This window comes from Pseudogulbenkiania subflava DSM 22618 (assembly GCF_900177275.1).
Taxonomy (GTDB): domain Bacteria; phylum Pseudomonadota; class Gammaproteobacteria; order Burkholderiales; family Chromobacteriaceae; genus Pseudogulbenkiania; species Pseudogulbenkiania subflava.
Window position 1 is genome coordinate 16793 of the sequence record NZ_FXAG01000006.1, and the last position, 12404, is coordinate 29196.

Consider the following 12404-nt stretch of genomic DNA (forward strand, 5'->3'; position numbering starts at 1 on the left):
AGACGACGGCTTTTCAGCCCTGAACCTTGTAAACGTTGGACGACAATTGCAGCGTGGCGTCAAAGCTCACCGGGGGACGGTGCGGGTGTACCTTCAGTACCGCATCGACGCGGAAGCGCAGGTGTCGCTCCATTTCCCTCGGGGCATCCAGATTCACCCTGACGCGAGACAAACGCGGCTCGTGGATTTCAATGGCGCGGCGCAGTTGCTCCCGCAGCAGTTCGCGATCGTCGGGATTCAGCAGGCTGATGCCGCTCAGATCGGGAATGCCGAACTGCAGCATGCTGTCACCCGCCAGGGTATGGGCCTCGAACAGCTCCGGCTGCGCCATGACACGGGTATTGAGCAGCGCTTCCAGATCACGCGCCAGTGCGCGGCGGAACTGCGGCAGCTCGAACAGCAGGTGCTCGGCCCCATGGCTGAGATCGGGTTGGTCGTCCAGCAGCCGATCCAGCACTGAAGGCAGTATCTGGGTGTGCCTCAGGGAGGGGGCATGCATCGCTTAGATCCCGAACAGTTTGCTCAACTGACGGCCGAGCAGCCAGTGATACGTCCCCCAGATCGTGGCACCAGCCAGGGCCAACAGGGCGAAGTACAGCCACAGTGGCAATTCATGACGGACAAAGGCCTGGAAACGTTGCGGCAGTTGCCAATTGGGTGCGAACTCGGCTTTGCCGCCGCGTACTTGCTGAATTTCCTGCCCCAGCTTATGGGTGAGATAACCAAGCTTCTCTTCGCCCTCCAACAGGTAGCGCCCCTGAAAGCCGAGCAACAGGCAGGTGTAATACACCTCCAGTTCCTCGATGTGCCGCGCCGGTTCCAGACGCAATTGCTCCAGCCGGTTGAAGAAGCCCTCCCCGGCCAGATGCTCGCCAAACAGACGCAGTTGCAGCGGCATGCGCTCCCACTCGTCGCGCAACGAAAAATCGGAGGACAGAATGATTTCGTCCAGCAAGGCACAGAACGCATATTTAGCCTGGCCGATGGCTTCGACCGACTTGCCGAAATTGCGGGCGTTGCGTTCGTATTGCAGCAGGAACTGGTCGATACGGCGGTTGAACTCCACACTGCTGCCCGGCGCGTTGCCGTCTTTCAGCAGAAACAGCAGGTACACCCCGTCTTCCAGCATCTCGCGCAGACTGGGGCCGGTGCTGGCCACGTTGATGGTGGACTCGTTGGCGGTGGCGGTTACGGCGGCTTGGCTCATGTCGACCTCAACGGAAAACGGCGATCAGTTCCAGGGTCAGCCCGGACAGGGTTTGCGGAACGTAGATGCAGATGCTGCGCGACTGCAGCATGCGGGCAAAAATGTCGCCGTGCGGCTGAAGCGCAAAGTAGTGATTGCCCACCCGCACCGGCACGGCGGAAGGCGTCTGCGCCGCATGGCTCAGCGCCACCCCGCGCATGGCGGAGTTGAGAATTTTCTCGACATCGTCCGGCGCACCGATCTTGAACTTGAGTGGCACGTTGTCGATGACCTGGCTGGCCGGCTGCTCGCTCTGCACCGAGAGGTAAAAGTCGACGTTGTCCAGCAGGCGGTCGCTCTCCAGCCGGCCGATATGGAAGGATGGCTTCGGGGAATGCAGCGGGATGACGACATAACGTGCCGAGATGACGGTTTCAAGCAGCTCGCGTATCTGCAGGTCCAACGCGGCAAACACCGCATGCAGATCGTCATGGCGGTAGGCGGGTATGTCGGCCAGTGCATAGCGGGTGGAAAATGTCTGCAGCTCGCCGCAAAACTCCACCAGCGCCATGTACAGCTCTTCCGGATGCAGCGGGTTGCTCAGCGACAGGTGGCGCAAACGGGCGAAGTTACGATTAACGGTATGCAGCAACCAGAAGGCGCTGATGTCGCTGGAGCCGAATTCCATCACGCTCTTGGCTCGCTCGCGCTGCGCCCCCGCCAGAGCCTGGCTTTTCACCAGCAGGATATCCAGCAGTCGCCGCACCAACTGCGGGAGTTCTCCCGTAGCGCCGATGGTCAGCAGCGGCGGCAGAAAATCGCCGGCCACGCCCCACTGGCCGGTGGCATCCTTCTGAAGGCGACACAGAGGAATGGCGTCGTAGCCATCGCGGTTCTCTTCTTCGAACATCAGGCGCACGTCGGGCTCCAGTGTCGCCACCTCGGCCGGCAGCGCCTGGGTGTAGAGATCGGCCAGTTCCGCTCCACCATTCTGATAGCGGCTCGGCCTGCCGGCCTGCTCGCCGCTATGCGCATTGCCGCCATAGGCCTGCAGATCGGCCAGGCAGGCATATAGCGTCGTTGCCACCCCCAGTTGCGGCAGGGTCGAGAGATCCCTGGACAAGGGCAATGGCGAGGACTGCGGGGCCTGATAGAGCAGGCCGTCGCGGAACAGGATGCCTAGGGCATCCACCCGCACCATCCCTCCCTTTAGCGCCTGTTCATCCAGCCGCAGTTGCTGCACGCCCCACGTATGGCGGCGCAGCAGTTGCTGGCGGCTGACGACATCTTGCTCGAGAAACAGCGTTTGCTGTTGAAAATGCTGCGGGCGCAGAAACATGCCTTCGCCCCACAACACACGTTTAGCTTGTTGCATCTTCATCAATCCGGTGAGCCAGGCACCCTGCACTGGCAACACATCCAAAACCAACACACCAGGCAAACATCCGGCCTAGCGGCAATCGACCTGCAGCGACTTGGGCTGCCCCGGCAGCAGTTTTGCCGGGGGTTTGACGGCGCGCAGGTAGCAGTCTTCCGCCATGAATTGCAGCCCCTTGCTGCGCACGGCACCGGCATCGAACAGCAAGCGCCAGAAATGCCGGTCCGGCTGACGGAACAGAGCCACCAGGCCAATGTGCGAGGCCTCGGGATTCACCACGAAATCGGACACTGTGACGCGCGCGCCCGGCAGCAGCGTCATCTCGCGCATGTCGAGCAGTTCGGATGCCAGCAGCTCCTTGTCCGACTTGGCCGCCACCAGCGCCTCCATGCTCAAGCGGTTGAACGCCTGATCCGACTTCAGCTGATAGACCCTCACCACGACCGACAGCGGCTTGCCGCGACTGTCGCGGTTCAACTGCGCGGAGGCTTCGCCGGACACCTGTACTTCCTGGTTCGAAGCACACCCGAACAAGAGCAATACAGCAGGCACCAATAGCCCCAGGAGCACCCTGGCATGGCACCGCACCCCGGTCTTGCAATGCTGCATCTGTCAGCCACCTCTGGAAATCATGCCAAAGAGACATGATAATTGAAAAGCATTTTTTGTACAAAGTTAGTAAAAATACTAATTTTTTAGTAAATATACTAATAAAAACATAGTTAACTACATGGTCATTGACCAAAGCTGACATATGAACTGGCCTAACTCAGTACAAGTCTACCTCGCCCCAGCGACAGCCATGCTGCTGATATGCCTGATCGCATGGATTGGACTACGCTTTTTCAACAAAAAAAACCTATTAAATGAACCAATTACAAAAGAAACAAGCGACACAGCCACAACTCAGGCGGCCAGTATCCTCGCTCAGAACCCGCGCCAAGGGACACCATCCAGCACGGCACCAATGCGACAAACAAACAGCAGAAAATCCATAAAAAAGTACTTCGTCATTGCCAGGACACCCCTTATTTCGTTATCTTTGGCCGCCATGCCAGTTGTATTGGCTTTGTTTTTTAGAGAAATGCACGGCTCGTCGGAATTCATCCCCAATGAATACACGCACAGCTCACGCATCAAACTGACCTTGCAGGAGGAACAGCTGGTTCCTCCCCCGCCTCTGCCCCCGGAGGCTTTCACGGATGCCATCAGCGAACAGCCGCGACTGAACCGGGCGGACCGGGACTGGAACAAGCTCGACGCTGCGTTCGTTCAGACGGTACTGCGCGTCATGGCACGGCTGGAAGCGCGTGGCTACCCCATGACCCTGTTGGAGGGTTACCGCAGCCCCGAGCGTCAAGATGCCCTGGCGGGACAAGGCACGCTGGTCACCAAGGCCAAGGGCGGACAGAGCAAGCACCAGTACGGCTTGGCCGTCGATCTGGCTCCTATCAGGAATGGGAAAGTCGTGATTTCGGAGCGCGATCCCTGGGCCATGTCGGCCTATCTCGCCCTGGGGGAGGAAGCGACGGCGGCGGGGCTGACCTGGGGCGGCAACTGGAGCTTCAAGGACTACGGCCATATCGAACGCAGCGGCTCGCTCAAGCAGCTGCTGGCCCGGCAGCAATAAACAAATAGGAAGGTGAAGAGGTGTTGAAAAAAGGTTGGCGTCGATATGCCAAGGTGGCATCGGCAATCGGATTCCTGATCCTGATCGCCCTGATCTGGTTCCTGGGTGAATGGATGGGGCTGGAAACCCTAGAGGCCAGGCTGAGCTGCATCGTCGTGATCATGCTGCTCTGGGTGGTCAGCTTGCTGATCGGACAGCTTCTGGCGCGGCGTGCCGGCGGGCTGCTGGAGAAAATGCTGCGGCAGCAGGCGGACGATGCCGTGATCCATGCTGGCTCTGACAAGCGTGCCGAAGTCACCCTGCTGCGTCAGCGCCTGCTGGCCGCCATCGACACCCTGAAGAAGTCGAAACTCGGCAACAGCAGCGGCAATGCGGCGCTGTACGAACTGCCCTGGTACATGATCATCGGCCATCCCGCCGCCGGCAAGAGCTCGGCCATCCTGCAATCCGGCCTCACCTTCCCCTTCAGCGACAAGAGCGGCATCCAGGGGGTAGGCGGCACGCGCAACTGCGACTGGTTCTTCTCCACCGAGGGGGTGCTGCTCGACACCGCTGGTCGCTACGCGACCCAGAGCGAGGACCGTGGCGAGTGGCTGGCCTTTCTGAAACTACTGAAAAAACATCGGCCCAAGGCGCCGGTGAACGGCATCCTGGTCGCCATCAGCCTGCCCGAACTGGCCCAGCACCACAGCGAAGGCTTTTCGCTGTATGTCCGTCAGGTACGGGAGCGCATCCACGAGGTCTGCAGCACGTTCGGGCTGCACGTCCCCGTCTACCTGGTGTTTACCAAACTGGACTTACTGGGCGGGTTCGCAGAGTTCTTCCAGGACATGCCTGAAGAAGAGCGCGCCCGGGTGTGGGGCAGCACCCTGACGGCCAGCCAGGGTAACGGCTTCGACGCCTCCACCGTGGCCTCCCAGCAATTCGAGTTGCTCCATCGCGGTTTGGTGCAGGCTGGCGAGGAGAAGCTGCTGCAATATCGCGGCGATCAGGTTCGTCCGGCGCACTTCGCCTTCCCGATTGAGTTTCACGGCCTGAAAGAGGCCGTCGTGAAATTCGTGACTCTGCTGTACGAGGACGACCCCTATCACGCCCGTCCACTGCTGCGCGGCTTCTACTTCACCAGCGCACTGCAGGAAGGCACGCCACGCATCGTGGCGGCCAGCCGAGTACAAGGGCAGTTCGACCTGAGTGCCAAGCAGGGTGACAAGCGCCAGGTTCCGGCTTCGTACAGCTTTTTCCTGGGCGACCTGTTTCGCAAGGTCCTGTTTCCAGACCAGCACCTGATCTCACGGCAGACCCGGTACAGCGGCAGCCGCTGGCGCATGGCAGCCATGGCAGCCGGCGTGCTGACGCTCAGCGTACTGGCAGGCCTGTGGAGCTGGTCCTACATCGGCAACCAGCAGCTGCTGGCGGAAATCAGCCAGGAACGGGAAGCCGCTCGCAAGCTGGCGGCTTCCGGCCAACTGTACGACAAGTTGCGTGCACTGCAGCAGTTGCAAACCCGCCTGGAGCAGTTGCAGGCGTACCGTACCGAGGGAGCCCCTTGGCAGATTGGTGTGGGCCTGTATCAGGGCAAGCCACTGGAAGCCGCATTACGCAGCGAATACTTTGCCGGCATCAAGACCCTGATGCTGCTGCCGGTTCAGCGTAATCTGGAAACCACCCTGCTCGCGCTCGACCAGCGGCAGCCAGCGCCTCCGGTACAGGAGGCGAAGCCGGTTGCGCCAACGCCAGCCCCTGTGACCACGCCGGCAAAACCCAAGCCCCAATACCGTCCGCGGCTGCAAGGCAAGCCGCTGCCGAACATCCAATTAGGCGCCATTCCCGAAGAATACCGGGGACGCCCAGTAACCCTGTCGAGCGACGACCACCACGTTCGGACTGCCGTCTGGCCGCACCATGCCCAACAGCCGGTGGCGATGAACTGGCAGGCGGCCGGCTTCGGCCTGCGCCGGGCCAGTTGGACACCCCCGGCTCGCATCACAGCAATTCAGCCGTCGGCAGCCTCTGTGACCGCCGCCACACAAGCTGTCGCGGCAGCCACGGAAGTATCGGCAGAACGCCCGGCCCAGGCTCCGGCCAAGTCGCCGCAGCTGGATGCCAGTTACAACGCACTGAAAACCTATCTGATGCTGTACCAGCCTCAGCGCATGGAGCCGGCACATCTGGCGGACCAACTGCCACGCTACTGGCGCCCCTATCTGGAAGCCCAGCGCGGGCAATACAGCACCGAAGAGATCATGGCGGTCGCCGAAAAGTTGCTGGCGTTCTACATCAGCCAGCTAAAGGCACCGGACCTGCCACTGATTTCGCCCAACCTGCGCGTGGTCAACCAGGCACGCGAGGTGCTGCGCGGCTCGTTCAAGCGCATGTCGGCCGAAGAGCGGGTATTCAATGAAATCCGAGCCCGAGCCAACACCCGCTTCGCGCCGCTGACCGTGGCCCGCATTCTCAACAACCGCGACCTGGACATCATGGCAGGCAGCCAGATGGTGGAAGGAGCGTTTACCCGTGAGGCGTGGGATCAGTACGTGAAAGGCGCCATCGAGGAGGCGAGCAAGGGAGAAATCCGTAGCGACGACTGGGTGCTGGCAGCCACCAGCCAGGACAATCTGGGCAAGGATGGTGATGGCGAGAAGAACCGGGCGGCCCTCGAAGCACAATACCGCGCAGCCTATATCGACAGCTGGAAGCGCTTCCTGCAGGGCGTCACGGTACGTGATTTCACCAGCCCGGCACAGTCCGCCTCGGCCATGACTCGCCTGTCGGACCGGGAAGCCTCGCCCATCAAGCTGATCCTGGCGCAAGCGGCAACGGAAACGGCATGGGACAACCCGTCCGAGCTCAACCGTTCGCTGGAGAATGCCAAGCAGTCGGTACTGGAAAAAACCGCCGAACTGCTGAAAGGCGGCAGCGGCGAGAACACGCCCAAGGACAAACTCTACGGCGAAGTGGGCCGACAGTTTGCCGGAGTAGCCCAGTTGGTGAAAGGCGACAATGCGCCGATCAACGGCTACCTGGAGCAACTGGCCAAACTGAAGGCCAAGCTGGGAGCCATTGCCAGCACCGACGACCCGGGCTCCCTGGCTCGCGCCACCCTGCAGGCCACCTTCAACAACAGCGGCTCGGAACTGGCGGACAGTATCGCCTACGTCGACAACGCCTTGCTGGCACAAAGCACGCCCGACACCGTCAGTCTGGTGCGTCCGATGCTGGTGCGACCACTCAGCCACTCCTACAGCACCCTGCTCGGCCCGGTCAGCGCCGACATCAATCAGGCCTGGGCCACGGAGGTCCTGCCGCAATGGCGTCAACTGGCGGCCAAATACCCGTTCAGCGATGCCGGCAGCACGGCGTCCATTGCCGAGATCAACCGTTTCCTGAAAGCCAACGACGGCACGCTGGATCGTTTCATCAACAAATACCTGGCCGGCCTGGTCCAGAAAAAAGGCGACATGCTGGTACCGCGCGCCTGGGGCGACCTCGGCATCAAGTTCAACCCGGCCTTCCTCAGCAGCGTGAGCAGCCTGTCCGCACTGGCCAACGGCCAGTTGCAGGAGGGTGACAGCCTCCGCTTCGAACTGCAGCCGCAACCGACGCCGGGGCTCTCCGAGATCGTCTTCGATATCGATGGCCAGGAACTGCGCTATCGCAACGGCCCGCAGATCTGGCAGCCCTTCACCTGGAACGGCAGTAGCCAGACCGCCGGCGCACGCATCCAAGTGTTGTCATACACCGGCGCCAGCAGCGTGGTGGCCAACCACCCTGGCGGTATGGGTCTGATGCGCCTGCTGGCTGGAGCCAAGGTCGTGCAGGATGGCCCGGATGGGACACAGCTGGCCTGGACGCTGCGCAAGGCCGACGGGGATACGCAAAGCGTGCGTGTCAATTTCCGGGTACTCAGCGGCGTCAACCCGCTGCAGTTGACCCGTCTTAACAAACTGACGTTGCCCGAGCGCGTAACGTTGTAAACGGGGCCATAGTCTTGAGCTTCACTTTTAAACGCACCCAGGAAGCCGCGGCATCATCGTACTGCATCTTCGGCAAACTGCCGCGCCGCGCCGACTTCATTCGCATCAACGCTACCCATCCGGCGGCGGCACAGTTGGACCATCTGCTGGCGGACAGCATCAGCCTGCTCTCCCCCGCCACAGAGGCCGTCGCCCGCTACCGTGCCATGCCCCCCTCCTGCTTCGTGCTGCGCAGCCGGGATCAGGATTGGCTGTCGCTCGGCGTGATCCAGCCCAGCCACGACGAAAGCGGACGCAACTACCCGCTGGTCGCCGTCACCCAACTACCTGCCAGCCTGGCACTGCCACCGTTGGCCGTGCTGCTGCTCACCTGCGAGCTGTTCTTTTCAGGCTTGAAGGATCAACTTGCAAGCGCCATCGACAACGCGGTGGAAATGGTGGCATGCCGCCAGTTTCTGGAAGCTCAAGCGCTGTTCGGCGTGGCCTCGAACGACGATGTCGCCCTGGCCGAACAGTTGCTGTCCCGCCATCTGACCATCACCCCGGCACACCAACTGGAAAGGCTGCTCGCCCGCCAGCCCGGCCATACGCTGGAGACCACCTTGCTGGCCTTCATCTTCCACAGCCAGTTGCAGCACCGCTTCCGCGACAGCCTGTGCGCACAGACCTACCTGCTGCCGCTGCCAGCCACCGATGGCGAAGACATGCTGGCCGCCGCCACCTGGCTGTCGCTGTACCAGGCCGCTGCCAGCTCCCATGGGGCCGACGATGCCCAGTGCCTGCTGATCAACCGGCCAGACGGACGCTTCTTGGCCCTCCAGCCACGCTCGCCGGACGCCCACATCGTGGCGCAATGCTGGGGCGAGCCGCTGGACGAACGTTTCGTCGTGGACATCGGCGATGAGCAGGCACCCTGGCGCCGCCATCAGTCCTACGCCGAGGCCTCTTACATCCTGGGACGGCGCCTGAACGACCCGGGTCTTAGCGTCGCGCAGTTACGCGACCTTGTCGCCAGCCTTGCCCGCAGCATCGCCTGACGCCGCTCAACCCTGACAGACCACCTTTTCGAGAACACACCATGAGCAAAGAAAGCACCCAGAAAAAACTGTCGCGGGTCCGCCCCCCGCGCGTGCAGATCACTTACGACGTCGAAATCGGCGACGCCATCGAGACCAAGGAACTGCCCTTCGTGCTGGGCGTGCTGGGCGACTATTCCGGTCACAGCAAGAACCCGCTGCCCAAGATGAAGGAGCGCAAGTTCGTGCAGATCGACCGCGACAACTTCGATGAAGTCCTCAAGGGCATGGCGCCGCGCCTGGCCATCAAGGTCGACAACAAGCTGCAGGACGACGGCAGCCAGTTGGCAATGGAACTGAACTTCAACGAGTTGGCCGATTTCGAGCCGCAGAACGTGGTGGCCCAGGTGGAACCGCTCAAGCAGTTGCTGGAAGCACGCACCCGCTTGGCCGATCTGCGCAACAAGCTGGCCGGCAACGACAAGCTGGAAGAGCTGCTGGACGAGGTGGTGCGCGATACCGAGAAACTGCGCCAGATCAGCCAATCCACCCAAAGCGACAACACCGGGGAGTAAACCATGAACAGCGCACAACAACTGGACACGGCAGCGAACCCGAGCGCCGTCGATGCCGGCAGTCTGCTGGACAGCATCATCGAACAGAGTCGCATCGCCACCAACGAAAGCGAAAAAGGCCATACCCGCGACCTGATCGGCGAACTAGTCGCCCAGGTTCTGGAAGGCAGCGTGACCGTATCGCGCGACCTGTCCGCCAGCATCGATGCCCGTATCGCCGAGTTGGACGCTCTGCTGTCGTCCCAGCTCAACGAGGTGATGCACCACCCCGAGTTCCAGAAGCTGGAAGCCTCGTGGCGCGGCCTCAAGTATCTGGTGGCGGAATCGGAAACCAGCACCATGCTGAAGATCAAGGTGCTCAATGCCTCCAAGAAAGACTTGGTCAAGGACTTCAAGGCCTCGCCTGAGTTCGATCAGAGCGCCTTGTTCAAGAAGATTTACGAGGAAGAGTACGGCACCTTCGGCGGGGCACCCTACGCCGCCCTGGTGGGCGACTACGAATTCACCCGCCATCCAGAAGACTTCTACCTGCTGGACGAGCTGTCCCATGTCGCGGCCTCGGCACATGCGCCACTGATCTCCTCCGCCTCGCCCGGCCTGTTCGGCTTGGAAAGTTTCACCGACATCGGCAAGCCGCGCGATCTGGCCAAGATCTTCGACACCGTGGAATACGCCAAGTGGAAGTCTTTCCGCGAATCCGAAGATTCGCGCTACGTTGGACTGGTACTGCCGCATGTGCTCGGCCGCCTGCCGTACGGCCGTGACAACGTGCCGGTGGAAGCTTTCGACTTTGAAGAAAATGTCGACGGCAGCCATCACGACAAATACCTGTGGACCAACGCCGCTTATGGCTATGCGGCCCGTCTGACCGATGCCTTTGCCCAGTACGGCTGGCTGGCGGCGATCCGCGGCGTGGAAGGCGGCGGCTTGGTCGAAGGCCTGCCTGCGCATACCTTCAAGACCGATGACGGCGAAGTGGCGCTCAAGTGTCCCACCGAAGTGGCCGTGACCGACCGCACCGAAAAGCTGCTATCAGACCTTGGCTTCATCTCGCTGGTGCACTGCAAGAACACCGACTACGCCGCCTTCTTCAGCGGCCAGTCGGTACAGAAGGCCAAGGTCTACAACACCGATGCGGCCAACGCCAACGCGCGCCTCTCCACCCAGCTGCCCTACATCTTCGCGGTATCGCGCATCGCGCATTACATGAAATCCATCATGCGCGACAAGATCGGCAGCTTCGCCTCGCGCCAGAACGTTCAGGATTTCCTGAATACCTGGCTGGCGCAATACGTACTGCTGGACGATTCCGCCAGCCAGGAAGCCAAGGCGAAATACCCGTTGCGCGAAGCACGCGTGGATGTTGTGGAAGTCCCAGGCAAGCCGGGCGTGTACCGTGCCGCCGCCTTCCTACGTCCGCACTTCCAACTCGACGAACTCACCATTTCCCTGCGTTTGGTTGCCGAGCTGCCACAGCCGGCAGGCTAACGCCACAACGACTCACCACCCTGTCGGCATTCAGTGCGGACAGGAGGCGAGGCATTTGTTTTGGAAGTAACTCTTCCATCTTTATTTATCCAAGGAGAATGCAATGGCTTTTGACGCCTTCCTGAAAATCGACGGAATTCCGGGTGAAAGCACCGACGATCAACACAAAGACTGGATCGAGATCCAGTCCTTCTCCCACCTGATCGAGCAGCCGGCCCAGGCCACTGCCAGCTCGGCCGGTGGCGCCACCGCCGAACGCGTCAACCACGGCGTGTACGAAATCACCCACTTCCTGGACAAGGCCAGCCCGAAGATCTACGAAGCGTGCTGCACCGGCAAGCACATCAAGGATGTCACCATCGAGCTGTGCCGTGCCGGTGGCGACAAGGTGAAGTACATGGAGATCAAGATGGAGCAGGTGCTGATCTCCAAAGTCGTTCCGAACGGTTCGGCCAACGATGCCGGCTTCCCCAGCGAGAAGGTCAGCTTCAGCTACGGCAAGATCAAGTGGACCTACACCCAGCAGAAACGTGCCGACGGCGCCGGTGGCGGCAATGTCAGCGCAGGCTGGGATCTGACCGCCAATAAAGTCATCGCTTAATTTATTTGATGTAGATAAAGGCCCGCGTCGGTAATCATGCGGGTCTTTATTTTGAAAGGAAAATTCATGTTTTACAAAATCGCCTCTCTCGCTATTTGTGCCACCCTGCTCACGGGCTGTGCCGGAACCAAGCAGGCGGCTCAAAATGCGGCAATGAATGCGGCAGCGGCCCAAGACTCGCAAGGAAAGACTATTGTGGCCAAGGTCACTGCCGGGCTCGATCAGGCCACCACGAAAGTCATCGAAGAAACCGGCAACAAAACCGTCGCCAACGACCCGACGCTGATTCCCTTCGAGAAGATGAGCTCCAAGCTGACCCCCGTCACCGAGCAGCAGGTACGTGCACTGGCACCGGCTCTGGTGATCGCCAAACAAATTGTTGTCACCGGTTTTTGCAATGGGCGTGAGGTTGGCAATGCCGCTGCCGCCGCCAAAGCCAGGGCCATGGCTGTGAAAGACCTGCTGGTCGAAAGCGGTATCTCGGCCATACGCATTACCGTCCGTGCCGACACCAAGCAAAAACTGCACGCTGTTCGCATCACGTTCAATGGTTAAT

At 60.9% G+C, this 12404-nt stretch carries 11 protein-coding genes; 7 read left to right on the forward strand and 4 right to left on the reverse strand.

The annotated features are described in order from the left end of the window. Window positions 1-13: 13 nt before the first annotated feature. From tssE to tssJ, 4 genes are all read right to left on the reverse strand, one after another. The gene (tssE, locus tag B9N72_RS07225) at window positions 14-499 is read right to left on the reverse strand and encodes a type VI secretion system baseplate subunit TssE (protein WP_085275758.1); all 486 of its coding nucleotides are present in this window, start codon (window positions 497-499) and stop codon (window positions 14-16) included. 3 nt (window positions 500-502) lie between these two features. Further along, window positions 503-1207 (reverse strand): type IVB secretion system protein IcmH/DotU, encoded by a 705-nt coding sequence (gene icmH, locus B9N72_RS07230; RefSeq protein ID WP_085275759.1) that lies wholly within the window; start codon window positions 1205-1207, stop codon window positions 503-505. Between the two features lie 7 nt (window positions 1208-1214). Beyond that, the gene (gene tssK, locus B9N72_RS07235) at window positions 1215-2561 is read right to left on the reverse strand and encodes a type VI secretion system baseplate subunit TssK (protein WP_085275890.1); all 1347 of its coding nucleotides are present in this window, start codon (window positions 2559-2561) and stop codon (window positions 1215-1217) included. A 75-nt stretch (window positions 2562-2636) separates the two neighbouring features. Next, a complete protein-coding gene (gene tssJ / locus B9N72_RS07240; protein ID WP_085275760.1) occupies window positions 2637-3173 on the reverse strand; it encodes a type VI secretion system lipoprotein TssJ in 537 nt (178 codons plus the stop codon). Window positions 3174-3366: 193 nt separating this feature from the next. Here tssJ and B9N72_RS07245 point away from each other — a divergent pair, with 193 nt between their 5' ends. The 7 genes from B9N72_RS07245 to B9N72_RS07275 all read left to right on the forward strand — a co-directional run bounded on the left by B9N72_RS07245 (window position 3367) and on the right by B9N72_RS07275 (window position 12403). After that, on the forward strand, window positions 3367-4194 hold the full coding sequence (locus B9N72_RS07245; RefSeq protein WP_234985911.1) for a M15 family metallopeptidase: 828 nt from the start codon (window positions 3367-3369) through the stop codon (window positions 4192-4194). A gap of 53 nt (window positions 4195-4247) precedes the next feature. Next, the gene (gene tssM / locus B9N72_RS07250) at window positions 4248-8168 is read left to right on the forward strand and encodes a type VI secretion system membrane subunit TssM (protein WP_234985912.1); all 3921 of its coding nucleotides are present in this window, start codon (window positions 4248-4250) and stop codon (window positions 8166-8168) included. 14 nt (window positions 8169-8182) lie between these two features. Then, on the forward strand, window positions 8183-9205 hold the full coding sequence (gene tagF, locus B9N72_RS07255; protein ID WP_085275763.1) for a type VI secretion system-associated protein TagF: 1023 nt from the start codon (window positions 8183-8185) through the stop codon (window positions 9203-9205). 41 nt (window positions 9206-9246) lie between these two features. Continuing rightward, complete coding sequence (tssB, locus tag B9N72_RS07260; protein WP_085275764.1) at window positions 9247-9759, forward strand: type VI secretion system contractile sheath small subunit; 513 nt, start codon at window positions 9247-9249, stop codon at window positions 9757-9759. Window positions 9760-9762: 3 nt separating this feature from the next. Beyond that, complete coding sequence (tssC, locus tag B9N72_RS07265; RefSeq protein ID WP_085275765.1) at window positions 9763-11247, forward strand: type VI secretion system contractile sheath large subunit; 1485 nt, start codon at window positions 9763-9765, stop codon at window positions 11245-11247. Between the two features lie 103 nt (window positions 11248-11350). After that, window positions 11351-11848, forward strand: a complete 498-nt coding sequence (locus B9N72_RS07270) for an Hcp family type VI secretion system effector (RefSeq protein ID WP_085275766.1) — start codon at window positions 11351-11353, stop codon at window positions 11846-11848. A 66-nt stretch (window positions 11849-11914) separates the two neighbouring features. Beyond that, window positions 11915-12403: an OmpA family protein gene (locus B9N72_RS07275; RefSeq protein ID WP_085275767.1), complete on the forward strand. Its 489-nt coding sequence runs from the start codon at window positions 11915-11917 to the stop codon at window positions 12401-12403. The last annotated feature ends 1 nt before the right edge of the window (window position 12404 follow it).